Below are 24,825 nucleotides of genomic sequence, written 5' to 3'. Positions count from 1 at the left end.
GAAAGGAGCCTTCGCGTAGTAGCTTGCTGCCACAGTTCGGGCACTGTTCTTCTTGGCAGGGAACGCCTGCGCGGTGGTTTAAAATATGGTTGCATTTTGGACAAACACATCGGCCTTCTGGCCCTAAATTTCTGCTTCGTTTAGATTTCATTTTTCATCCTTAGGTGTGCCGCGATTGTTTAGCCGATCGCCAACAGCCTCTTTCTGCAGGTTCGCTGAAAGTGGTGCGGGTTCAGTACTTAAAGCGGCCTCGCTTACGTTTTGACAAAGCGGCTAGTCGACTACAGCCGCGAGCACTAAATCCCTTCTGTCATTTCGTACAAACTGCCAAATATTCACGGTGGCTAAACCGGCAAACGCTATTAGCGTCCAGCCGGGAATACTGATACTGAAAAGCGACCAGACAGTTTCTGCGCAATCACCATCACCCTGGAAAAGTACTTTAAGTGCATCGAATAACGGCATTGTCTCAAACATGTAGGTCAGGCCAGGGCCACAGGCGGGTACCAATTCTTCGGGCAAATTTTGTAACCATATGTGTCGTGCTGAAATACCGCTGCCGATCACGGCAACGATAAACCCCATGCTGGCATAAACACGGCGCCCTAAATATTTTGGGTGATGTGCAAACGCGGCGAAGGCGGTAAAACCGATCATCATAATAAAGACACGTTGCGTTATGCACAGAGGGCATGGGGTGAGTTGCAACATTTTCTGAAAATATAAAACGGCGGTAAATACGGCAAAGGTACAGGCTGCAACGATAAACAAATTGGTAAATCGAATGGAGGGCAGCGGAAGGCTGCCATGTGAATCTGTGCTCATGTTAGTGTCTCTATATAGCCGTTATGGGTTAGGTTGATAGGTCTACATTCGGCGTCTCTAGCGCCTTTACTGGCACTTCTTAGCGGGTGAATGTTCATCGCAAAGATTTTTGTCGGTTGTTAGCGTCTGATTAAAATAGGCCGCCACAATGGCTTCTGGGGTTCCGTCCTTTGCGCCAACAATGACTTTTATATTGTTCTCGGCAAGCAGGGTTTGTGCGTGCTTGCCGATACCACCAGCAATAATAAGGTTCGCGCCTTTTTCGTTAAGCCAGCGCGGCAGTAGACCAGGTTCATGCGCCGGTGGTTTTTGATAGTCTATATGGATAATCGATTGTTTCTCCTCATCAACTTCCGCCATTGCAAACTGCTCGCAATGACCAAAGTGCATACAAATCTTTTGATCGATAGTCGGGATGGCAATAATCATGTTGTGTTTATCCTTGATAGCGTTTTTTTTGAATGAATACATAATCTTGAGGGTGGCTGGGCAAGCCCGTTTTCATCCAGCTGCCGAAGAGGAGCGAGAAGATTCCGTTCGCTGTTCAACCTGGGCTTTCCTTGCGTATAAGCTGGCCCGCTTTGAATTGGTTAATGGCGTCGGCCACAGTGCCGGTGGCACCGGTAAAAACGGATACGCCGACGGCCTGCAGTGTGGTAAATGCTTTGGGGCCGACCTGACCGGTGATAACCGCCTGCACGCCGAGTTCTGCAACATCACGCGCTGCCCGCACGCCTGCACCTTGGGCGGCATCGACATTTTGCTGGTTGTCGACAGCCGAGAACTCATTCGACTCGGTGTCGTACACAACAATCCAGCGGGCGCGCCCGAAGCGCGGTTCGATGGCGGTGTTTAGGTCTGAACGGTCTTGAGAGGTAATGGCAATTTTCATAAATCACGCCTTTCTTTGCCCAACTACACGAAACAATGTGTATAGAGCAAGAAAGGCGCCAGGCTTATGGATCGCCGGAGAATGTAGCGCAGAGCGCTGCTATGACGGGGGTTACGCTTAGGCTCCCAGGGAAAAGCGACTGCCGGTTGGTCGATGGAATCGCGTAATTTGCACGATTAACTGTTTTCGCTACGCCCGTCTTTTGTCGGAAGTTCAATCGACAGATTACGTATCTTGCGGAACAGGGTGCTGACGTTTATGCCCAGATCCAGGGCTGTCTGCTTGCGGTTTCCCTGGTTGCGTTGCAGGGCTTCGCTGATAAAGACTTTTTCTATTTCCGACAGGCTCATGGGCTGGCTGCTTTCCGGGCTGTGTGCGGAAGTGGGTCGCAGCTCGGGTGGCAGATGGTTCAAGTGAAGCATGCCGCCACGGCAGAGCACAAAGGCCTGTTCGATAATATTCTCCAGCTCCCGCACATTGCCCGGGTAGTCGTGCTCCATCAGGCGCGCCATTACTTCGTTTGAAACGCCGGCGATATCCTTGCCCTGCAGGCGATTGAACTTTGTAATCAAATAGTCCACAAGCAGTGGGATGTCTTCGCGTCGTTGTTTGAGGCCGGGAAGCAGCAGGTGGACGACGCGAATACGGTAGTACAAATCATCGCGAAAGCGCCCGGCGCGCACTTCCTTTTGCAGGGTTTTGTTGGTGGCCGCGATAACACGCACATCGATGGCGAGCGCTTTTACGCCGCCCAAGGGCTCAATAACTCTCTCCTGTAGAACGCGTAGCAGGCGCACCTGCATGGCGGGAGAAATATCGCCAATCTCGTCGAGGAAGATGGTTCCACCCTCCGCTAGGGCAAAGCGCCCCGGTTTGTCCCGTCGGGCATCGGTAAAGGCGCCGGCCTTGTGGCCGAACAGTTCGCTTTCCAGCAGGGTATCGGGCAGCGCCGCGCAGTTAACGGCAATAAAGGGTTTTGTTCGCCGTGGGGAGAGGTTGTGTATCGCGCGTGCAAATAATTCTTTACCCGTGCCGCTGGGGCCTTCAATCAACACGGTACTGTTGCTTTCGGCCACCAGCGGAACCAGTTCGAACAACTGCTTCATGGGGGCGCTGCGGCCAATAATATCTTCAAAGGTAAAGCGCGCATGCAGCTCCTTGCGCAATTGCTCAACTACCGTCAGATCTTGAAAAGTCTCGACACCGCCAACGATATTGCCGGCGTTATCTTTCAGCAAGGCGGTAGAAATGCGGATGGGAATCTGCTCGCCTTCACTGTTAACGATATACGCCATAGCGTTGAGCACGGGCTTGCCGCTGGAGATTGTTCGTCGCAGTACGCAGTCTTTTTCACAGATATTCGCACGGAAGACATCACAGCAGCGCTTGCCGATGGCGGCCTCACGACTGATGCGGGTAATACGCTCGGCGGCGGCGTTAAACGCGGTGATGCGCCAATCCTGATCGACTGTAAATACACCCTCATTCACGGAATCGAGAATGGCGTTTTCCCTTTGGCTGGCAGGTATGAGGTTCGACATAAGTAAGCTCGCACAAGAAGGATTTATAAACTGGCAATTTGCCAACCTATAAATGGCATTGTATTGCAATATGCCCGACTACGGCCAGCGTATTCGCGGCGGGAGGCGCAGCTTGCCGGGGTTAAGGGGCTTTTGGGTCGATGGCATGTTAACTGCTGTGACATGCTTGTAGCTAAGAGTGCTTTCGTTATGAGATTGGCAATCCCCCATTGGCAAAACCAGGTTTCCCCGGTTCTTGATGTCGCAGACACCCTAGTGCTGGTCGGACTGGATCAGGGTTCCATTATTGATCGTCAAAATATCAGAATTGAGAACGGTAATGCGCGCACGCTCGCCCACTCGCTGGCGGCTGCCGATGTCGATGTGTTGATTTGCGGGGCGATTTCCAGACCCTATGAAGATGCGCTAATTCGCGAGGGAATTGAGGTGATTGCCCAGACCTGTGGTGAGATTGAGCAAGTCCTAGGCGCCTTTTTAAAAGACCGGCTTCAGCATGAGAGTTGCTTGATGCCGGGTTGTAGCGGGCACAGACGGCGCAGGCACTGCCGACAGCAGAACAAGCCGCGGCATTAGCGAGGGCCAGCCGGTGCAGATCATTTGGAATTAACAGGATTACAAAAATTTGATGTTGAAAACGATCGTTGTGGAGTTGCGGTTGCACGCGCCGTTTACCCTGTTCGGGGCGGTAACGGGCATTTTGCTGGTTATTTTTATTAGCACCACTGGTATGTCGCGAGAGCTATCTACGACATTTTTCTGGGGCCTGCATCTTTCCCATGTGTTCCTCAGCGCTGTTGTGACCGCTGGGTTGTATCGCCTGCAGGGCAACCGGGGCGTGTGGCAGACTTTGTTAGTTGGCTATTTTGGTTCGGTGGGCATCGCCACCTTGAGTGATAGCGTTATTCCCTTTATCGGCGAGGTACTGCTGGATCTGCCCAACCGGGGGCTCCACCTGGGAGTGGTGGAGCAGTGGAAACTGGTTACGCCAGTGGCCCTGCTTGGTATTGCAAGTGCCTTTTTTCAGCCGACGACTCGGCTCCCCCACGCCGGACATGTGCTGCTCAGTACCTGGGCCTCGCTGTTCCATATTGTAATGGCTATGGGAGCCGGGATAGCGATAACCGAGACCATTGTTATCGCAGTATTCCTCTTCCTTGCCGTGTGGGTGCCCTGCTGTACGAGCGATATTGTTTTTCCACTCCTGTTTTCGAGGGTTAGAAGTGAACAACCCAAACATTAATATCGGCTTACACTGCTCTGCCAGTGCGGTGCAGCACAAAGAAGGACTGGCTTCGGCCAGTGAGTGCGCGTTCTTTGGATGTGAGCAGCCGCAAACGCCCTATTTTCCGAGTGTTGCTGGCAATAGCTTGTCGCGTGGAGCAATGCGAGTTGCCGTCGCCAGCGGAAAGGGCGGTACCGGCAAAACCACCGTTGCGACAAACTTGGCGCATGTGGCGTCAACGGGAGCGCTGCGGGTCGGGTTTGTGGATTGCGACGTTGAGGAGCCCAACGCAGCGCTCTTTTTAAAACCCGAGATCCTCCATACCAAACCCGCCAGCGTTGCAGTGCCCAAAGTGGATGTGAGCAAATGTAACGCCTGCGGGCTTTGCGGTCAGATTTGCCAGTTCGGCGCGATCGTCGTAATCAACGAAAAAGTGCTGACATTTCCAGATCTCTGCCACGGCTGCGGAGGTTGCTGGCGTGTATGCACCAGCGGCGCGGTGACCGAAACTTCGCGACAAATTGGTCGGATTGACGTGGGCAGATCCGGCCAGATACATTTTGCTCAGGGCGAACTCAATATCGGCGAAGTGCTGAGTCCTCCGGTGATCCGTCAGGCCAAGGAAGCCATCGCCCCGGTAGACTTGCTGATTATTGATGCTCCGCCGGGAACGGCCTGCCCTGTAGTTGAGAGCGTGCGCGACGTGGACTATGTTGTGCTGGTAACCGAGCCAACCCCCTTCGGGCTACACGATCTCAAACTTGCCGTTGATATGCTCTGCGCCATTCAGGTGCCGTTTGGCGTGGTCATTAACCGCGCCGGTAGCAACGACCGCGAAACGGAGAACTTCTGCTTCGCGCACGATATTCGCATTCTCGCCTCTATTCCCGATGACCGCCGTATTGCAGAGCTGAATTCTCAGGGCTTGATGGTCTGCGACGCTATTCCCGAATACGGAACGGCTTTTAAGAAGCTGTTGGACAGCTTGGCCGGTGTTGCAGAGCCAACCAGCTAAGCGGGTGAAGCAAGGCGGCTCGGTTGTTTTCTTCTTATGGTGGTTTGCGAGGTAGTAGCGTTATGCAGGAGATTGTTGTTATCAGCGGCAAGGGCGGAACGGGAAAAACCTCCCTGGTTGCATCCTTTGCCTCGCTGGCCAAAAACGTGGTTCTGGCGGACTGCGATGCCGATGCTTCAAACCTTCATTTTGTCGTTGATCACATGGTCACGCAGCGGACTAACTTCTCTGGCGGCAAGCGCGCAGCTATCGACGCTGAACGTTGCCTGGGCTGTGGTGACTGCGTTGACCTTTGCCGTTTCGATGCCATTAGGGTTGAGGCAGCGGTAAACGGTGATCGCAGCGAGAGCTATCATATCGATCCTATCGCCTGCGAAGGGTGCGGCGTGTGCGCCTGGTTTTGCCCCGCCGAAGCCATTGATTTCAAACCGGCTATTAACGGCCAGTGGTTTGTTTCCAGCACCCGCTACGGCTCTATGGTCCATGCCAAGCTGGGTGTCGCCGAGGAAAACCTGGGCAAACTGGTGGGGGTGGTGCGTGCGCAGGCCAGGCTAGAGGCCGAAAAACACGAGGTGGAATTGATCCTGACCGATGGCTCACCCGGCATTGGCTGCCCCGTCATCGCCTCCCTCACCGGCGCTGATCTGGTTGTTATTGTGACCGAAGCGAGCCTTAGCGGCTTGCACGATCTAGAGCGCGTTGCCGATGTGGCGAAACATTTAGCCATTCCCACACTGGTGTGTATTAATAAATGGGATATTAATACCGAGCTAACGTCGCTAATCGAGAGCGCCGCGCAGCGCCGGAAGATCCCTGTGGTGGGGCGGGTGCGCTACGACCGTGTGGTGACGGAGGCGCAAATTAAAGGGCGTAGCATTGTCGATTACACCTCTGAAGGCTGCGCGCAGGATATACGCCAGGTCTGGGCATCCATCGAATCACAGTTGTTGCAACACTAGCCAAAAAGGTTAGCACCTGGGGAGAAGTTAGTTTTGTCGAATCTAAACATCACGGTATTGACGGAAAACAGCGCAAAGGGTCGCGGCTTGCTGGCAGAGCATGGGCTGTCGTTCTGGATCGAAGAAGGAGACAAGAAAATTCTCTTTGATACCGGTCAGGGGTTGGCGCTTAAACATAATGCCCAACACCTGGGAATCAACCTGGTGTCGGCCGATGCGATCGTGCTGAGCCACGGCCACTACGATCACACGAGCGGCTTGCCCGATGCCTTAGCGGGAACAATGGGGCGCCCGGTTTTTCTACATCCCGATGCCTTGAGTACACGCTATACGCGCAATCCAGACGGCACGGCTCGCGAGGTGGGAATGTCGAAGCCCGTTGCCGGGATTGTCCAGTGTGAAGCACAGATCTACCGGGTGGAACAGCCTACGCAATTAACGGAAAAGGCGTGGTGTACCGGCCCTATTCCGCGAACAAACGAATATGAAGATACCGGCGGACCTTTTTTTAAAGATAAGGAATGCCGCGTGCCCGATGAAATTCTGGATGACCAGGCTGTATTTATCGAGACCGAAACTGGCACGGTGGTTGTGCTGGGCTGTGCGCATTCCGGCGTTATCAATACCCTGCACTACATTCAGAAACTCACCAATAACAAACCTGTTTGTGCCGTACTGGGCGGCATGCACCTTCTAAACGCCGATTCGCAGCGCATGCAATCGACATTAGCGGAATTGCATCGCTTGCCCATTCAACGCTTGAGCCCCTGCCACTGTACCGGGTTTCAGGCGATGGCCTCTTTATCGAAGGCCTTTCCCGCGCAATACGAGGCCGTGGGCGTTGGCTCGGTATTGCAGTTTTAGAGCGGCAAAGCACAAGGTGGTATTGCTATGACAGCCATTACCGAACCCGTTATCCGCGCATCGCAGCAGACTTTCGGCGGCCACCACAATGGTCACAGCCACTGCATTGCCTGTGGTGCCAGCAATGCCTTATCGCTGGGGCTCACGTTTCGCAATATTGGCAATGGTCGCGTCGAGGGCGATATCAAACCGCATCGAGCGCTTCAGGGTTATCGAGGCATCCTCCACGGAGGCATAATTTCCATGATGCTCGATGCAGCAATGACCCACTGTTTGTTTCACCACAACATCACCGCGGTGACAGCAGATCTACATATTCGGTTTTTGGTGTCGGTCCCCTGCGATCAAAATATCCGCCTCTGTGCGTGGATAACCTCATCGAAATCGCCGCTGTACCGCCTGAAATCTGAATTACACGTGAGCGGCCAGCTGATGGCCTATGCGGAAGCGAAATTTCTGCGGAAGTAGAGAGCCCACTTTGCCTTGGTGCTTCGCCCTCCCGTGTTGAGGGTAGATAAAATATGGGCAACAGGTCGGCCGTGATTGCGAACACTGTGGAATTTCAGAAAATAAAAAATGGATGTGCGAAAAACACTAAAAATATTTTTAATAAAACCAGGTATGAGTGTATAGATCAGGCTTGCCGAGTGTGGCACCCATCTATTTTTATTTTCACTATTTTCATTTCTAATTTTCCTTCATTCGTACTCTTCGCAGGACTTTGATTTTAAAAAATAAAAATAGCGAGTGGAATGCTCACGCGCGCCTGTAACAAATAATCCAAAATCGGCTGATGTTTAGCTACCCAATTCGTTTGAATACTGACGTTAGTTTGCGGCTATTTGGCATGCTATGCAGCTAGATGTCGCCAGTATGATAATTTGACTATGATTCTTTAACGTTCGAATAAAAAAGTAGCCAATTTTATTTTACTTGTAACAATACAAATTGTTTCAGCTATGCGCGCAGTTGATCTGTTGTTCGGCTATCTATTCAAATACTTGTAATACATTATTTGTATAGTGCATACCGCGTTACCGGCTTAATTAAGGCCAAAATTAAACGTTGAATTGTTTTCGTCAATAGGTAGTTTGTATTGCCTTTATTCCGATCTAAACGTTCGGCATATTAATTAACAATGTTTTTAGGTGCCTAGCACCATGGATTTTATTTTACTAATAATTAATAACATAATAGAAATATACCTGTATTTTCTTGTTTTATGCCTTTGTAGGCTAAAGGTGATTGTTGATAAAAAGTGTTGTTACTAATTTTAACGTCTTTTAGAAAGCATACAAACTCTAAGGTTTAGAGTGGTTTATGCTTTTTTACGTTTTGGCTGGCAGCAGGTAATTGTAGAAAGGTAAAGAAGACGGTAGTGATTGTTGAAGCGTGGTTTGGGACTGTTTTGTACAAATCGGGTTTGGATAATTCATTGTTTTTAAGGTAAACGATTATTTCAATGGAATTTTAGGTTGGAAAGTTGTAAATGTTAATTGGTTAACAGGTTAATGCAATGGGGTGAATATAGGTGGGAGTGTGTTCCAAATTGATCCTATTATCTGCGTTCTCGTTTTGGGAGCGTTTATTGTTCCCGAATTTCATAAAAAAAGGTGATTAAAGCTATGCTAACTAGATCAAAATTGAGTTTGATTGGTATGGTGCTGTCGTTGTGTTTATCGACACACGCTTTCGCGGTAACCGGTGTTGCACTGGTACACGGAACAGGCGCCCAAACGGATGCTTATAATGATTACTGGCAATCGGATATGGTGGAATCGATTCGTCAGGGTTTGAGCAACCAAAATAATATGCTGGTTGTAAATTGTGATTTCGAGCAATACATGTGGACGAGCGCCGCTTCGGGTTGTTTGGCGACACAATTATATAATTTCATTACCTCTAAAAATATCGACGACCTGGTAATTATCACCCATTCGAATGGTGGAAACGTGATGCGTTGGATTTTATCCAACCCTACCGAAGATAGCCGCTACCCTACCATTATTAACAACACTCGCTGGGTCAATGTTATTGCTGCAACCAGTGCCGGTACGCCTCTGGCCGACGCCGTAATGGCGGGTAATGAGTTCGAGGCCGCTGTGGGTTGGTTGATGGGATATCAGAGTGATGCCGTTCGCATGCAGCAAACCAGCTGGATGGCTCATTACAACGAAAATTGGCTGCTGGGTACCTCTGGTCGTCCATCGTTACCGGTTGGTTTTTGGAGTATTGTCGGTACTGATGTAGAAACGGCCATTTGGGATTCAGACAGCTATTGTGGTGGCTACACCCAAAACCTCGGTTTGGAGATAACCCAAGCCTGGCTGGACAATTGCTCCGATGGATTTATTAATTGTTCGTCGCAAAAGGCTGCCGGCAGCTTATGGTTTAACGATACCAGTAAGACGAAGGGCGGAGAGCCTCTGAGTCATAACCAAAGCCGACGCAAGTGTTTTAATTTAGACGTTATTCTAAGAAACGACATTTAAGGTGAACTGCCATGAAATTGATCAATGTATGTTTGATATTTGTAGTTTTGGGGTTCGCGTCGGATTCTTTCGGTGAAAGTGTTGGTAAAACCAGCCGCGAAAAAGTAACTTTTGTTCAGCAACTGGAGCCTGATACCAAAGTTAATCTGGAGGATGTAGCTGTGCAGCGTAGCAGCCGTGTCTTTTTCCGCAAGGTTACCGGAGACCAGCTGAATAAAGGTATCGATTTAACCTTGGATGCAGATAACGCGGTGATTCAGCTATCACCACTCGATGGTGTTAAAAAGGGTAAGCGCGTTCTGCAAAAGAAGGTACCGCTGGGCATGACCTTGTCTAACGGCAAACAGCGCCGCAATGTTGATGATGACTCCATTGCATTGCATCGTAAAACCGAGGGCTTGCGTGAAAGCCATCCAGAACTCTATGGCCGTGCACATGCCATGCGCGTTCCTCCCGACATGGGGCGTGGACGTTTTAACTTGCGCGCGAATGGTAATGCCGCCAAGGACCAGGAGTTTGTGGTTTATGTACTTGATAAAAACAGTGATATTGAGCTGAATGTGAGCGCACCCAAAACTCGTTTTGCGCGTTCAGAAGCACTGACTATCGATGCTCAAGTCAGCTCAGAGCAGAAATCCTCGGTCGAGTCCATGTCTGCCGTGCTGGTATCACCGAAAGGCAAGCGTTACGCGGTGCCTGGCAAAATGCGCGATGGTCGCTTTAAAACGGCATGGCCTATCGATGTCGATGTAAGCTCCACACGGGGTGAACTTTGGCAGGTTGAAGTCCATTCAACCGTTCTTAATGCCCGCCAAGAACCGGTAGAGCGTATTGCTGTTGTGGCTGCGGATATCTATCAGCAGTCGGCTGATCTTGTCGATGTTGAAGCTGGCGCCAACAGCTTAACATTGGCGCTGAATGTGGAAATGTCCGGTCGTTACGAGGCGCGCGCACTGATCTATGGTGTGGACTATGATGGCGAGCAAAAGCCCGTAATGCTGAGCTATCAGGCCGAGTGGCTGGAGGCTGGTGCACGTGAAATGAACGTTGCAATCGACCCAGCACAATTGGCCGCGTCTGGTCTTAAAGCGCCCTACGAGGTGTACAGCGTTCAATTGTTGGATCAAGGGCGCATGCATGTACTTGAAAACCAGAAAGGACACTGGGAACTAAAGTAAGCTCCCTGCTCTAACTTGCCAACAATCTGGCCTTTTCGGGCCAGATTGTTGGCAAATCCTACCCGCCCGAGCTATCGCTTAGCTGTACTGCTTCAACATCATCTGCACCACCGTATCAGAGACCAAGGCAATTTTTTCTTTGTCCGGAAAGGCAGCGCCTTCAATTAGCTGCGGCCAAAAACAAAACGATTTAATCACAGCGGTGAATTGAGTCACCAGAATATCGGGATGCTCCGCTTTAAGTGCGCCTGCTTTTACCGCCGCGTTAAACCAATTGGCGATTGGCGATTCCTGCTTGTTGAATGTCTGCAGCGCCGTTTGAATCAAGTTGGGCGAGTGGATGGTCTCCGCAAAAATCATCCGCGCTAACGAGATAAAGCCTTCTGCTTGCAGCAATGAAATTTCATTGGAAACCAATTGTCGCAACTGTTGCTCCAGCGGAGTTTCTGCAGAGAACGGGACATGCTCAAAGTCGCGTAACATTTCAACCATCTTTTCCATGATGGCTCCAAACAAAGCGTCTTTGCTGGGAAAGTGGTTGTAAACAGTGCGCTTTGAAACTTCCGCACGCAGCGCGATATCGTCCATATTACTCGCCTGGAAACCTCGAGTTTGAAACTCTAGCATCGCCGCATTCACAATGGCTGCGCGCTTTTGCTCGGAGCGGGTCAGGATTCTTTTCACAATGCAGGGCTTGTTCATTTTTAGACTTCATTAAATTTGTGGCAATTTTACACTGATCAGTTTACTTTTCAAAGAAAGCCGGTAAACTACACCGTACAGTTTACTTGTGTTGCAGATATGAAACGACTTTTAACAGTTCTACCCCTTTTATTGATAGGTGGCCTCGTGGTGAAAATGGTAACCGCTTCTTCGGAAGAAGCCGCTGGCGCAGAGTATTCTCGCGCGGCGCACTATAACGCCGGAGACGGCTTTAAGAACACAGATCCGAATTTTGCCGAAAATGGAAAACTATTTCCGATACTCTTTCGATACGTGACCGAAAAGCGTGTAGATGTCGCACCGCGGCAGAAAATTCCGCTTAGTATTCTCAGCGCAGAGCATCTGGAGCAACTGCCGAAAGATTCCGATACCGTTATACGCTTGGGGCATTCTAGTGTGTTCTTGAACATTGGCGGTAAGAAGTGGTTGATTGATCCGGTCTTTAGCGAACGCGCGTCGCCTTTCAGCTTTCTAGGGCCCAAACGTTTTCACCCCACTCCCATCTCACTTGAAGATTTGCCCGATATTGACGGCGTATTGATTTCCCATGATCACTACGACCATTTGGATGAAGCAAGCATTAAGTCGCTCGCGCGATCGGTAAAACACTTTATTGTGCCTATGGGCGTTGACAGGCACCTGCTCAAATGGAAAGTTCCTGCCGAAAATATTCAGGTATTGGACTGGTGGGAATCGGCCAAGATTCAAAACATACAAATCACCGCCACGCCCGCGCAGCATTTCTCTGGCCGCAACATGTTAGACAAAAATAAAACTTTGTGGGCGTCCTACGTTATTGAAACGCCCGACAACACATTGTTTTTTAGTGGCGATTCAGGTTATTTTTCCGGCTTTAAAGATATTGGCGAACGGTTTGGCCCATTCGCATTAACAATGATCGAAGCGGGCGCTTACGATAAAGACTGGTCGAGCATACACATGACACCAGAGCAAAGCTTGCAGGCCCATAAAGATCTAGGCGGAGCGCACATGATGCCAATACACAACGGCACATTTGATCTCGCCTTTCACAGCTGGTACGAGCCATTGCAACGAATAAGCGCGCTGGCGAAACAAGGGGGTGTATCCCTGCTGACCCCGATAATGGGGCAGGTCATTACGCTCAATAATATTCCCACCACCCTGGCCTGGTGGGAAGAGGATGCTGGCACTGTGAAGCAAACACTGACACAGGCAGAAGCACTGTAACGCTGTTAATGGAAGGTAAAGTCGGTTTCGGCTTTACCTTCCAAATATACACTTACTCTTATAACCTCTAGTAGAAATACGTTAGTCCAATAGACGGCGCAGTCAACTCAAACTCATCAGTGTAAATGTATCTCGTATATTCAGCATTTAATACAAGGTTCTGTTGCAGCGTTACATTTAGCCCAATGCCCAAAGTGATATCGGAATAATCTAACTTGATCGCGTCTGTATCTATACTTACCTTAAGATCACACTGTGTATATCCTAAAAGAATATATGGGTAGAGGGTTTTTGAGATGGGTACTCCCCCAATAAAGTAGGCACCGTAGTAGATATCAGCCTCTTGTTTGACTCGATACCCATATATATTTTGATTGTCGCCCTCAAGCCCGGAACCAAGCCGCCACTCCAGTGCGGCATATTTACCAAAGGAAGCACCAAATCTTGCATATGCTGAAGACAAAGATAATTCATCCATGCCCACATGCTGGTAATTTAGCTCCGCTAAGTTAATTCCCACATACGATTTGGAATTGAGAATATCTCCGTAGGCTTTGGTGCAAAATACAAATTAGAACATTTTGTAGGCGTGACTTCATGATTGACCTTATTTTTCCCATGCTCGCTTGATTTGTTTGATTCAGCTCTAGTATGGGAGTTGACATGTGTTCACCCTCGAATCACCAGGAATGGTGGCTAAAGAATTTCAACTTAGAATTAATCCAAGCATAGAATATAGATGCTTACTCTCTTTCTAGCAAAGGTATAATGGGCTTTTCACCGTCAGCGTACAGATAAGGGAAAGCTTGGTTGGTAATATTGCAGGTCTCAACGAATGAGCAATCCATCCATTTTTTAATGCGCTGAAATTACAATAGTAACCACGCGACGGCGGGGTATGGTCGGGCTGCGTTTCGCTGCAGTTTCTGCTAACGGCCATCCGCTTTCTTAATGCAGCACTTTATGGAAAGCTACCGGCATTTAACCACCCGTGTTTTTGAGAAGCTATCGTGCCAACCGACCGTCTCGTCACCCAAAAAAGAAAAAATTTCAAATGGGATCAAGCGGCAGAACGTGCGCCCAACTATCTGGACGAAAGACGGTGTCAAACCCTGTTGATTTACCACCTTGGTTCCTGTGATCAATTTCCCTAAGGTTCTAGAGGTAGTGGATTCCAGAATCAAGTAATACAGCAGGTAAATGGGTAAGCCCAATAGAAATTCTGGCACTTTTTCGATGGCGTTCACGGCAGGTGCTCCAAACAGAGTACCGGCTAATATGGCGAAAACAAACATCAAGGCCAAATAAGCTATATAGTCAATGAACATATTGGCCAACCGTAGCCCAGCCGAAGCGGGAAAAACATCGTCTATTTCTTGCTCTTCAGTTTTTAAATTACTATCCGGAGCCGTATAAATCGTATTTGTGTCTTCCATTCTAAATCCTATAGTTTTTTTTATGCAATTAAACTTTAACCATTTTATGGTGTGGTAAATTCAGAAAGCATGGTTTCTTAATGTTTGAATAACGCATTTGTCAGTTAATCTATTGGGGTTTTGGGTATCACCCAAGCCGGAGCTCGGGTAGCAGCTATTTCACCAGGAAAACCACGTAAACTTGCGCAATAGCTTTCATACTACCGGCATCAAATGGATCAACTGTTTTACCCGCGACTCTCTGCGAAGAATTGAACGAATCCTGATCAGAAAAAGAGCCAATATCCTCTGCTCGTATTGCTGCGCTAGACTGCCCTTGGATCTGCCTCGATGCTCTAAGCAAGTAACGTTCGGGCTGGCGAAGGTTGAATTCACTCACAGAATAGACTTTGCCAAGTTTTACATTCTGTAAAGACGCGATAGCTTGTGCCCGCTCCGTTGCATCTATTAACGCCGACGATAACGCCTTATCTGTAAATAATTTTGCGTTGCTTAGGCTTAGCGAAGTGCTTATATTCGCTGAAATATTCGAAGTGACCAATTCGTGCATGACTGTTTTGTATTTTGAAATATCCTTTAGGGTGATCTCTACAGATCTTGATACGTTAACCCCTACGTAAACTTCTTTGCGAAATTTCTCTTCATACTCATATTGTTTATGTATTCGAATACCGCTCGCGGCTACATCGGCAACGTCAATGCCCAATTTTTTACATAGCGTAATAAGTGCTACAGACTTCTTATCGATATCGCTCTTGGGCTTTTCAGCGTTTACGCCAACGCTTTCCAGGTAAACGACGAAAGTTGCAAGATCTGGCATTACATCAATTTCAGCGCTACCTTCCACATAAATATGAGGCTTATCGGGAAGCGGATTTGCTTGAACGATCGCAGTGAATAGCATAAAAGTAACAACAATCCAGTACCTAAACATTCTATGTTCTTCCTCTAATAGTTTTCGATTTTTGTTTTACCTAGCAAGCATAGCTTTGCGTACAGCTGTGACGGCTAGATTACTTGTCTATTGAAAAATGTCAGCGCCTTAGCTGTATCGAATTAAACACCTTAAGGTCGATCTAGCGCAAATACAATAACCGGGCATCTATAGCGGTGGTGTGCTTCATAGGGGCGGGCTTTCGGTATTGGATTTGGTAGAATATGGGAATACCGTTAAAGGTTGTCGCGGCTAAACAGAGAGCGTTGCGGTATAGCGGGAAATTTTACGCGGTTACCATTCTGACCAACTGGGAGCTATCAATTACCGATGCATACTCGCCATTAAGGTTTGCCAGTGACATTGCATGCACCTCCTGAGCGGTTCGATCTACACCGAAATAATCTGGTTTAGCAAAGGTAAAGCACGCATTTTCGATAACATAAACCCTATAACCCAGGTTCCCGCCCGTTCTGGCGGTGGCCTCTACTGAATTATTGGTGGCAACGCCGACCAACGCTATCTCACTGATTCCAAGCCCTTGTAGCTCGGCTGCAAGGGTATTGTTCGTAAACGCACAGGGAACCAACTTTTCAATTGTTTTTTCACCCTCGATTGGCTGAAACTCGCTCTTTACATCAAACCCGTCTTGCTCCGGCCAAAAGACCGAATCACGATCTTTTGACTGATGCTTTACGTGAAAAACTGGCCATCTGTTAGCTCGCCATAGATCAAGAATACGCAGAATTTCCTCTTCGGCATTTGGGTTATTACGCTTACCCAGCTTTGGGTGGTCTATGCCCTTTTGCTGATCTATGACGACTAAGGCAATCACGTGCTTAATTCCTCTGTTAATCCAACGATTTAGCTGTGCCGATTAGCAACGCCATCACCCGCAAATAGCGCGCATAATATTCAGCCACACGGCATGTATAGTCGATAGTTGAAATACTTCCGACCTTTACCATCGACAACTACCGGCGAGCTGGTGGAAAATGCTCTGTCGTTTTCAACAAGAAAGTGGCTACTTCTTATGGCCAAGTAAGTGCGCTATCGCACCAAATAAGCAAAGACCTGTGCCCGCAATAACGAACGGGACCCAAATGCTTATCCAGGTATCGGAGCTTTCGAGGTTTAGCGCCGCAAAAGACGTGCAGGCGAGTAAAACGATCGCGCCAAGAATGATGACAAATTTTATGTACATTAGATACCCCCTTTATATTCCATTAGCTTTAGAAAAAATTAATGGAACATAGTGAATCAATTGCAATAAAAATTGGTTGCTAGCATAAAACCAAAGTACTGCGCCTGTAGATATTACTCGGCGAATGCCCTGGTTATGTGAGCGTATAGACTACAGATAAATTGGCAACATTGTGAATGATAATAGGTAAAACAAGGCTGCCCGTTAGCTGACGACGCCAAACAAAGCAAAAGCCGATACCTCCCGTAGCGAACGTTATAATAGGGCTAAACCCGACAGTACGGCGAGTAAATTGTATGCCGTAAGCAAGGCCAAACAAAATCGATATGAAAACACATGCCACAGTGATTTTTGCGCCGGACAATTTTAAACCGGAAAACACAGTGGCCTTACTCAAAACCAAGAGAAAAACGCCCCCAAACATAATCTCCACGTCAATCCCCGGCACTGAAGCGTGATACAGAAATAGTAAAAATATAGCCAACAACAAAAAGGAGTAATTAGACTATTCACGATCAAGCCCAAGCCCCGCGGTGAACGAAACGTCGGCCCCGCGGAGCGCGTTTTCTGCCCTTGGCGTGGTGCTGGGCATTGCTAGGTGAGCTTGAATACATTGCGTAATTTAAGCCAGTTTATAGCTGGAATTTTAGAGAAGTTAATGCCTAATGGCGCGACACAAAAATAGTACAGTGTTAACCGAAGATCGTACAAATTGGGAATATAGGGATCGAATTTAATTTTAAGTGTTAACCATTTCCCTGATTTTTACTGCTTTTTCAAAATGATCCAACTTATTGGTCATAATCCACCACTCTGCGGCTTCCATTAGCAATTTAGGATCGTCGTTTCTGTTCGCGAAAAAGGCATAGAACGAAAGACCTACGTTCTCGCCCTTTTTTTCTATTTTCTCGTCACAGACATCGATAATTTTCTGCTTAAGGCTTTCTCTCATGCACAACTCAACTTATATTAATGATATTTAATCAGTGTAAAGCTAATAGCACACTAACAAGCGTGGATAGCGTGGATAGCGTGGATAGCGTGGATAGCGTGGATGACTGTGCAGTGAGTTAACAATATGGTTAACGCTACACATTGCTCGAAATGAAATTTTTGCTATCTACCTACAGTAAACTCCGTATCTTCGGTGATTATCCCCATATGCCCTTTTACTTTAACATAGTCTCTATCTGGTTCTATAGAATCTACAGCGGCTTTCAACATAGCAGCTTCTAGAAATGTTACTACACGAAAAGCACTATTTATATCGATTCTATTTGGACCGGCACCCCAAGAACGCACAAATCGATTAAATTCATCAATGATTACGACTCTGTGGTGTTGACCAAAAAAAACACATACTTTGAGGGAGTGCCGCTGTCGGGATCGCTTAAATCTGATCCATCGATGGATGACTTCACGGTTAAAGAAAAATAGAAGGTAAAAGGAGCCGATATGACTAATCCAAATACTATTGATATTTTCTTAAGTCGCTTTATTGTGTCTAACGCGTTTGTCAGTAGTGAGGAGAAGCCGGAAAAATTTTTGAGCAAAAGAAGGCCCCTTTGAACACCTCTTCCAACAATGCTTTAACTTTGTCACAGGCACCAAATTTCGACAACTTCCTAGCAGGAAATTTTATTCAACGATAGTTACAGACCTCGATTATCGATCGACGAATAAATCGTAGTCGTTTGGTCTCTGGATTAATTTTCGTTCGCAAGCGAATGGAAATCCTTCAAATTTCTCGAGCTACCGTCCCCTTCCTATTGCCAAAATTCGATCGTTAATCAAGAGAAAGGGCTTGTGTTAACTATTAGCCGCCCGTTGTGGTAAGGCGCAAGCTTTGCTAGGCTGTGCAATAGCTGCGTCTACTGTATCGGCGCGAATCAAGCTACCGTGGTTCGATAGAGATTATCACAAATAATTATTAAAACAGATAAGTCTCACTTCAAGAGCAATGGAGAGCCCTATGAGCGGCCATTTCATTTCCAGCCTTGTTAAGCAAAAACCAACAAAGTTTGTCATTTTGCTGGTTGGCATTTTTTATATTCCTTCGCTCTATGCGGATGACTTTTCAGAATCGTCGACACAAATTTCTGCAGTTAAGTCGCGCACACTAAAGCCATATCGAGGCACAACGATTCAATGGGCCAATACGTTCCGGTACAACTGGGGAATGCGGATGAGCGAACGCGATTCTCGTATTGCAGATCATGCGCTTTTTGACCAGGGCGACGCGCTCTTCGATCGTTATGACATTAACACAAACCGCATAGACTGGTTCTCCGAACTCGATATACATTTTCCCGGTCGTTATGGTGCTCGCCTTACCGCTGCAGCATGGTATGACGAAGCCTATGGCACTTATGGAAAAAGTAACCCAGATGCTTTAGGGGGGCATATCTTTCCAGATAGCTACGAGAATGGTGAATTTTCGTCGTATGTAAAACGTTATTACGCAGGCCCCTCCGCAGAGTTGCTCGATGCCTTTGTTTTTGGGGCGTTTGACGTCGGAGTGACGGTGTGGAATGTGAAGTTAGGTCGCCACGCTGTAGTCTGGGGGGAATCGTTGTTTGGTAATACGAATGCCGTGTCTTATTCCCAGGTGCCTAACGATGGCATGAAAGGTATCACCAACCCCGGTGCTTCCGCTAAAGAAACGGCACTGCCACTCAGCCAATTTTCAGTGTTGGCGCAGCTGACGCCCGAGCTTTCGGTCGTTGGCCAATACAGCGCAGAATGGCGCGCTAGTAGGCTGCCAGAGGGCGGCACTTACTTTGGTCTTGATGTTGCGAATCAAGGCCCAAATGTTAATCGACTTTCTTCGTTAGACGGAGAAAAGGGAGACCTGGGCCTGGGGCTAATCTGGCGCTCGAGGATGCTAGATAGCACGGTGGCAATTTATCATCGCCAGTTTGATGATAAAACCGGGTGGTTGGCTCAGCCCACCGGCGGAGGGCAGACTCGCGCGGTCTATGCCAAAGATATTTCCCTGCAAGGGGTGTCATTGGCAAAAAATATCGGCGGGGCGTCCCTTGGTGCAGAGCTGTCTCACCGGCGGCACATGCCTTTGGTCAGTAGTGGTTCAATGCCTTCCGATCGCTATGAGGGAGCAAAAGGAGAAACGTGGCATAGTGTCATTAATGCGCTTGTCAGCATCGGCCCGAGCCCTTGGTATGATTCTGCCATTCTCTTGTCCGAAGTGAATTGGTCCAGGCTCGACAAGGTGACCGACAACTCAGAACTTTTTCGAGCGCAAAGGTACCAGGCGGCCTGCGATACCAATGGAACAATACAAGGTTGTGCCGACAACGAAGCCTTTGGTTTGAGTGTGGCTTTCACGCCGACGTGGTTCCAGGTATTCCCTGGCGTCAATATTGAAATGCCGGTATTTATTTCTAAAAATATTCATGGCAATGCGGCTACTAACGCTGGCGGAAGCGAAGGGTTCACGCTCTACAAAATCGGCTTGACGGCAAAAGTATTTGTGCGCCACAAATTGGGCGTGGCATACACCGGCTACGATCAAAAAATTCAGTCAGCGCCAGATTCAGTGTTTGGATCACGACTGCTAGGGCCACCATATAAAGATAAAGATTGGCTCTCTTTTACCTATAGCGTAGTTTTTTGAGCAAGGATGATGATTGATGAACTCCCCGTGCTGGGCTATCTGTTTTATTTTCTCGATCGTTGGTGGTCTGCCTAGTGCTTGGGCGGCAGTCAGTGCTGTGGAAGCGCGCCAATTAGGAAGCAAGCTGACATATTTCGGGGCAGAACAGGAACCGAATGCTGAAGGTAGTATTCCTGCCTACACTGGCGGTATTCAGGAGGCTGATTTTCCCGCAGATTTCCAAAAAGGTTCAGGGCGCTGGGCCGACCCTTTTCCTGAAGAAAAGCCGTTGTACTCAATTTCAAGTGACAATATTGATCAGTTTAGCGATAAGCTAAGTGAAACCAGTCAGGCATTGCTGCGGCGTTACCCAAGCTATCGGATGGATATCTACCCCAGCCATCGTAGCGTGTCATATCCAGACTGGGTGCTCGAAAATAGCGTAAACAACGCTACACAGGCAAGGCTGGAAAAAGATGGCTTGTCAGTTAAAGGCGCCTTTGGGGGGGTTCCATTTCCAATTCCGAAGAATGGATACGAGGTGATGTGGAATCACCTATTGGCGTATAACGGTTATCCTGCTGAATTCGAGGGTCGCAACTGGTATGTCGATAGCAGCGGGCGGGCCATTAACACCGTGACATTAAAAGCCTCTCTTCAGAGTCAGTACTACATGCGCTCTTCGAATGCCGAGAATCTTAAGAAAAAAGGCAACGCGTACATCGAAACCGCCCTGCATTTTCTATCGCCACCGAATGCCGCAGGCAACGCGGCGTATTCGATAGACACATTAGACCCAGTTAAGCAGCCTAGGCGGGCCTGGAGCTATTCCGCCGCAACTCGCCGTATTCGAGTGGCGCCGGACTTAACTTATGACACGCCTGTGGGAGTATTTGGTGGCATATTGAACTTTGACGATTCGTTTTTGTATCAGGGCCGGTTAGATCTGTTTGATTTTACCCTCCTTGGCAAACGTGAAATGTATATCCCCTACAATAATTACCGCTTAGTTTTTCAGACCAGCGCTTCGCAAATTTTGAACCCCAATCACCTCAACCCGGATTTTGTGCGTTGGGAGCTACATCGTGTATGGGTAGTGCAGGCTATTCGAAAAGCGGGTGTCAAACATAGCTCGTCCAAACGATTATTCTACTTCGATGAAGATTGGGGTGGTGCGGGAATGACCGATGCGTATGGCGACAAGGGCCAGTTAAGCAAAGGGATATTTATGGCGCAAACGCCACTTTATGATCTGAAAATCCCCCTAGCCAGAAGCTATTGGGCCTATGATATTCGGGATAAACGTTACACTTTTGCTCAGCATTTTGGGGATCAAGGAATGGGATTTTATATTCAATCTGAAGGTTTTCCGCCACTAACGTTTACCCCCGATGCATTACCTCGTCGTGCTCAGTGACCTATGGCTTTTTCCGGTTCGCTTCATCGATGTCAGCTCAGTCTATTCACAAGGTTGGTGTTGATATCGATTCTGATTGGCAGCTTAGCTGCCTTAGGTACCGCCTTTTATTTTGCTCATATAGTCACCAACAAAACCCCCGTTGAATTAACCAACGAATATCATCTCAATATGGATGTGCTGCAAGCTGCTGTGGAGATGTCTGTCTTTACGGATGAGCACGATCGAAGAACATTCGATTTATCTGCATTGTCTGAATTGATTGATAGCTACGGCACGAGTACAGATGTTAATTACGTTAGTTTTCGTTATGTCACTGAAGAAACAGCTTTCCATAAAGACATTGTCATCACGCTAAAAGCGCCTGCTTTTTTTGTATGGATGTGCGGCGTCAACTCCATTACTTTCAATAAACCTTTAATTGTAGACGGCGAATACTTCGGTCTTCTGACCATTTCAATGTCTCCAAATCGTCTGGTCAACGAAGCCTGGGATCAATATCTCTTGGTGTTAGGGAGCGTGGTGGCTCTATTGGTATTTGTACTGCTGGGTATGGCTTTGGTTCTTTATCGATCCCTACGCCCGCTAAAAATATTGGCCTCAGCCGGTGAGCAAGTTGTGAGAGGGGATCTATCAGTTCGGGTTCCTGTCACCGGTACTCCCGAACTGCAAATAGCCCTTTCAACGTTCAACAAAGTAACCGAAGGCTTCCAGGAAATGTTGGCGGCGCTACGGGAAAGCGAATCTCGTTTTCGGCAACTGGCGGAATTATTGCCTCAACTAGTTTGGACATCTCAACCAGATGGTTCCTGCGACTACCTCAACCGAAAGTGGCTGGAGTTTACGGGTGTGCCGGAACAAGAACAGCGAGGGCGTGGCTGGCTGAAACAAATTCACGCCGATGACTATAATAAAGTGTTAGCAGAGTGGGATACGGCAACCCGATCCGGGGATGAATTTAGAGTGGAGTCCCGAATTCGCGAAGCAAACGGAGAGTATCGATGGTTTGATATGCATGCCGTAGCACTGCGTGGCCTAAAGGGAACGGTTGTAAAGTGGTTTGGTTCGAGTGTCGATATAACGGAACACAAACGTGTTGAAATGGCACTGCGCGATAGTCAGAAACAGCTCTCTTTCGTACTAGAGGGAAGTAACCTTGGCTTTTGGGATTGGGATATTCAGGCAGGCAAGGTAGATCGCAATTCGATATGGGCCGAAATGTTGGGCTATACCTTCGAAGAGATCGCCCAGAGCGTAGCTCAATGGTCTGATTATATTCATCCCGAGGATGTAGCGAGTGCTTGGCAATCCATCCAGAGTAATCTGGATGGAAGAACGACACAGCACGAAGCCACCTACCGCATGCGAACAAAAGAAGGCGATTATAAATGGATATTAGATCGTGCGAAAGTCGTAGAGCGTAACCACGATGGTGTCGCTGTACGCATGGCCGGCACCCATTCCGATATCACGCTACAAAAAATAGCTGAGAATGAATTAAAAATTGCGGCTACCGCTTTTGAATCCCAAGAGGGGATTATGATCACCGATGCCGAAGAAAAAATCCTTCGTGTTAATAACGCTTTTGTTTCAATTACCGGATACTCAAAAAAAGAGACGCTGGGAAGGCACTCCAACCTACTTCGCTCTGGCAAGCATGATGTGAGATTCTTCCGGTCTATGTGGGATAGCATTCACTCGGCGGGAACCTGGGAAGGAGAGATTTGGAACCGCCGCAAAGACGGAGAAATATACCCTGAATACCTGAACATAACCGCAGTGAAAGACGATTCGGGTATAGTAACAAACTATGTCGGAACGTTTATCGACCTTACCAAAAATAAAGCTGCTTCAGAGCAAATTAGAAACCTGGCATTCTACGATCCTCTAACACAACTGCCCAATCGCCAATTATTAGTGAGCCTGCTCGATAAGCTGCTAGTCTCCAATACGCAATCAAATAATTTAGGTGCGCTACTTTTTATAGATCTAGACCACTTTAAACTACTTAACGATACATTAGGCCATGAGATTGGTGATGTGCTATTAAAGCGAGTCGCCACACGACTGAGGGGATGTGTGAGTGCAGGTGATACGGTAGCAAGGCTTGGTGGTGATGAGTTCGTTGTGCTCTTGCCGGGATTAAGTGAAGAGCCCTTGGCCGCCGCAGCTGAGGCTGAAACAATAGGCGCAAAAATTCTTGATTCGCTAAATCAAGACTATCAGCTAAATTCCCACACCTATTACAATTCCGCCAGTATAGGCGCGACCCTTTTTCACGGCAGCGAGCATAAAGTCGGTGACATTCTAAAGCATGCCGATATTGCTATGTACGATGCTAAGCGAGCGGGCCGAAATAATTTACGATTTTTTGATCCAGTGATGCAGGAGGCCATTGATGTACGTGCAGAAATGGTGAGAGATTTGCGTACTGCGGTAGATCAGCAAGAATTTCAACTCTATTACCAAATGCAAGTCGATGGTGCGGGGCGTCCACTTGGGGCGGAGGTTCTCATTCGATGGAACCACAGCACAAGAGGAATGGTTTCGCCACTTAGTTTTATTCCTCTAGCTGAACAAACAGACCTAATATTACCGATAGGGGAATGGAGTTTAAGGGTTGCTTGCTCTCAGCTAAAACGTTGGGAAAGTAACCCTTACTTTCGGCACTTAACCTTGTCTATCAATGTCAGTGCCAAGCAATTTCATCACGTTGAATTTGTTGATCGTATAAAAACGACGATCTCTCAGCACCAAGTCAATCCGCAACTAATTCAGTTAGAGATAACAGAGAGTATGCTGTTAGAAAATATAGATACAGTTATCGAAAAAATGCAGGATCTACGCTCGTTTGGTATTAGGTTTGAACTAGATGATTTTGGAACTGGCTATTCTTCTTTGCAATATCTAAAAAAGCTACCAATAGACAAATTAAAAATTGACCAATCATTCGTAAGGGACATCACGGAAGATGAGAGCGATAGATCAATTGTACGTACCATTATAACCATGGCCAAAAGTCTCAATTTGGGCGTGATAGCTGAAGGAGTGGAGATAAAAGATCAGCAAAAGTTTTTACTAGATAACGGATGTGATCATTGCCAAGGCTATCTATATGGTAGGCCTACTCCAATAGATGAATTTGAAAAATCATTGATGAAACTGTTTGAGAAACGTCCGGCCAGCACGGCTTAGCAACCAAGCATAATTGTATTCCCATATAACGCTGCGCTAGCAACACCGACGATTTTTCAATCGCCCCACGAAGCGAACCCCAAATGCTTGTTTTACGCCGAAAATA

General features: G+C 47.8%; 23 protein-coding genes and 1 pseudogene. 12 read left to right on the top strand and 12 right to left on the bottom strand.

The annotated features are described in order from the left end of the window. Positions 1 to 273: 273 nt before the first annotated feature. From H5715_RS15765 to H5715_RS15750, 4 genes are all read right to left on the bottom strand, one after another. The gene (locus tag H5715_RS15765; RefSeq protein ID WP_075188149.1) at positions 274 to 825 is read right to left on the bottom strand and encodes a disulfide bond formation protein B; all 552 of its coding nucleotides are present in this window, start codon (positions 823 to 825) and stop codon (positions 274 to 276) included. Between the two features lie 66 nt (positions 826 to 891). Further along, positions 892 to 1,254: a NifB/NifX family molybdenum-iron cluster-binding protein gene (locus tag H5715_RS15760; protein ID WP_075188173.1), complete on the bottom strand. Its 363-nt coding sequence runs from the start codon at positions 1,252 to 1,254 to the stop codon at positions 892 to 894. Between the two features lie 115 nt (positions 1,255 to 1,369). Beyond that, positions 1,370 to 1,717 (bottom strand): NifB/NifX family molybdenum-iron cluster-binding protein, encoded by a 348-nt coding sequence (locus H5715_RS15755; RefSeq protein ID WP_075188150.1) that lies wholly within the window; start codon positions 1,715 to 1,717, stop codon positions 1,370 to 1,372. A gap of 176 nt (positions 1,718 to 1,893) precedes the next feature. Next, entirely contained in the window at positions 1,894 to 3,258 is a 1,365-nt protein-coding gene (locus H5715_RS15750; protein WP_075188151.1) for a sigma-54 interaction domain-containing protein, read from the bottom strand. A 189-nt stretch (positions 3,259 to 3,447) separates the two neighbouring features. Between H5715_RS15750 and H5715_RS15745 the strand changes: the two genes are divergently transcribed. The 8 genes from H5715_RS15745 to H5715_RS15710 all read left to right on the top strand — a co-directional run bounded on the left by H5715_RS15745 (position 3,448) and on the right by H5715_RS15710 (position 10,988). Continuing rightward, the gene (locus H5715_RS15745) at positions 3,448 to 3,831 is read left to right on the top strand and encodes a NifB/NifX family molybdenum-iron cluster-binding protein (RefSeq protein ID WP_075188152.1); all 384 of its coding nucleotides are present in this window, start codon (positions 3,448 to 3,450) and stop codon (positions 3,829 to 3,831) included. A 52-nt stretch (positions 3,832 to 3,883) separates the two neighbouring features. Further along, positions 3,884 to 4,498 carry a hypothetical protein gene (locus H5715_RS15740; protein ID WP_075188153.1) on the top strand — a complete coding sequence of 205 codons (615 nt, stop codon included), beginning with the start codon at positions 3,884 to 3,886 and terminating at the stop codon, positions 4,496 to 4,498. After that, positions 4,479 to 5,495, top strand: coding sequence for a P-loop NTPase (locus H5715_RS15735; protein ID WP_221892306.1), 1,017 nt, complete (start codon positions 4,479 to 4,481; stop codon positions 5,493 to 5,495). The genes H5715_RS15740 and H5715_RS15735 overlap by 20 nt, the downstream gene beginning before the upstream one ends. Before the next feature lie 23 nt (positions 5,496 to 5,518). Then, positions 5,519 to 6,454 (top strand): ATP-binding protein, encoded by a 936-nt coding sequence (locus tag H5715_RS15730; RefSeq protein ID WP_221892305.1) that lies wholly within the window; start codon positions 5,519 to 5,521, stop codon positions 6,452 to 6,454. Between the two features lie 33 nt (positions 6,455 to 6,487). Further along, a complete protein-coding gene (locus H5715_RS15725) occupies positions 6,488 to 7,318 on the top strand; it encodes an MBL fold metallo-hydrolase (RefSeq protein WP_075188154.1) in 831 nt (276 codons plus the stop codon). Between the two features lie 27 nt (positions 7,319 to 7,345). Further along, the gene (locus tag H5715_RS15720) at positions 7,346 to 7,786 is read left to right on the top strand and encodes a PaaI family thioesterase (RefSeq protein ID WP_083608267.1); all 441 of its coding nucleotides are present in this window, start codon (positions 7,346 to 7,348) and stop codon (positions 7,784 to 7,786) included. 1,157 nt (positions 7,787 to 8,943) lie between these two features. Further along, the gene (locus H5715_RS15715; protein WP_075188155.1) at positions 8,944 to 9,810 is read left to right on the top strand and encodes a hypothetical protein; all 867 of its coding nucleotides are present in this window, start codon (positions 8,944 to 8,946) and stop codon (positions 9,808 to 9,810) included. An 11-nt stretch (positions 9,811 to 9,821) separates the two neighbouring features. Further along, positions 9,822 to 10,988 (top strand): DUF4785 domain-containing protein, encoded by a 1,167-nt coding sequence (locus tag H5715_RS15710; RefSeq protein WP_075188156.1) that lies wholly within the window; start codon positions 9,822 to 9,824, stop codon positions 10,986 to 10,988. A gap of 78 nt (positions 10,989 to 11,066) precedes the next feature. On the opposite strand, the gene H5715_RS15705 is transcribed toward H5715_RS15710, so the two are convergent. Beyond that, complete coding sequence (locus H5715_RS15705; protein WP_075188157.1) at positions 11,067 to 11,690, bottom strand: TetR/AcrR family transcriptional regulator; 624 nt, start codon at positions 11,688 to 11,690, stop codon at positions 11,067 to 11,069. Between the two features lie 156 nt (positions 11,691 to 11,846). Here H5715_RS15705 and H5715_RS15700 point away from each other — a divergent pair, with 156 nt between their 5' ends. Continuing rightward, a complete protein-coding gene (locus H5715_RS15700) occupies positions 11,847 to 12,920 on the top strand; it encodes an MBL fold metallo-hydrolase (protein WP_246434794.1) in 1,074 nt (357 codons plus the stop codon). Between the two features lie 67 nt (positions 12,921 to 12,987). On the opposite strand, the pseudogene H5715_RS15695 reads toward H5715_RS15700, so the two are convergent. The 7 genes and pseudogenes from H5715_RS15695 to H5715_RS15665 form a co-directional block, all read right to left on the bottom strand. After that, a pseudogene (locus H5715_RS15695) lies at positions 12,988 to 13,467 on the bottom strand (outer membrane beta-barrel protein); the annotation flags it as partial. Between the two features lie 424 nt (positions 13,468 to 13,891). Then, positions 13,892 to 14,356 (bottom strand): RDD family protein, encoded by a 465-nt coding sequence (locus H5715_RS15690; RefSeq protein WP_075188159.1) that lies wholly within the window; start codon positions 14,354 to 14,356, stop codon positions 13,892 to 13,894. Positions 14,357 to 14,510: 154 nt separating this feature from the next. Further along, positions 14,511 to 15,290, bottom strand: coding sequence for an SIMPL domain-containing protein (locus H5715_RS15685; protein WP_075188160.1), 780 nt, complete (start codon positions 15,288 to 15,290; stop codon positions 14,511 to 14,513). A gap of 286 nt (positions 15,291 to 15,576) precedes the next feature. Beyond that, entirely contained in the window at positions 15,577 to 16,125 is a 549-nt protein-coding gene (locus H5715_RS15680; protein WP_083608269.1) for a cysteine hydrolase family protein, read from the bottom strand. A gap of 189 nt (positions 16,126 to 16,314) precedes the next feature. Further along, positions 16,315 to 16,494, bottom strand: coding sequence for a hypothetical protein (locus H5715_RS15675; RefSeq protein WP_075188162.1), 180 nt, complete (start codon positions 16,492 to 16,494; stop codon positions 16,315 to 16,317). Positions 16,495 to 16,627: 133 nt separating this feature from the next. Next, on the bottom strand, positions 16,628 to 16,978 hold the full coding sequence (locus tag H5715_RS20635) for a CPBP family glutamic-type intramembrane protease (RefSeq protein ID WP_425506998.1): 351 nt from the start codon (positions 16,976 to 16,978) through the stop codon (positions 16,628 to 16,630). A gap of 255 nt (positions 16,979 to 17,233) precedes the next feature. Then, positions 17,234 to 17,446 (bottom strand): DUF6500 family protein, encoded by a 213-nt coding sequence (locus H5715_RS15665; protein WP_075188164.1) that lies wholly within the window; start codon positions 17,444 to 17,446, stop codon positions 17,234 to 17,236. Between the two features lie 1,020 nt (positions 17,447 to 18,466). Here H5715_RS15665 and H5715_RS15660 point away from each other — a divergent pair. From H5715_RS15660 to H5715_RS15650, 3 genes are read left to right on the top strand one after another with little or no spacing between them, the layout of a single operon-like run. Then, positions 18,467 to 20,128: a DUF1302 domain-containing protein gene (locus H5715_RS15660; protein ID WP_075188165.1), complete on the top strand. Its 1,662-nt coding sequence runs from the start codon at positions 18,467 to 18,469 to the stop codon at positions 20,126 to 20,128. A 16-nt stretch (positions 20,129 to 20,144) separates the two neighbouring features. Next, positions 20,145 to 21,524: a DUF1329 domain-containing protein gene (locus tag H5715_RS15655; protein ID WP_075188166.1), complete on the top strand. Its 1,380-nt coding sequence runs from the start codon at positions 20,145 to 20,147 to the stop codon at positions 21,522 to 21,524. A 60-nt stretch (positions 21,525 to 21,584) separates the two neighbouring features. Further along, positions 21,585 to 24,719 carry an EAL domain-containing protein gene (locus tag H5715_RS15650; protein WP_221892301.1) on the top strand — a complete coding sequence of 1,045 codons (3,135 nt, stop codon included), beginning with the start codon at positions 21,585 to 21,587 and terminating at the stop codon, positions 24,717 to 24,719. The last annotated feature ends 106 nt before the right edge of the window (positions 24,720 to 24,825 follow it).

It is taken from the genome of Teredinibacter haidensis (assembly GCF_014211975.1).
Classification (GTDB): Bacteria; Pseudomonadota; Gammaproteobacteria; order Pseudomonadales; family Cellvibrionaceae; genus Teredinibacter; species Teredinibacter haidensis.
The sequence above is the reverse complement of the archived record's forward strand: the minus strand, read 5'-3'. Positions and strand labels throughout refer to the sequence as shown.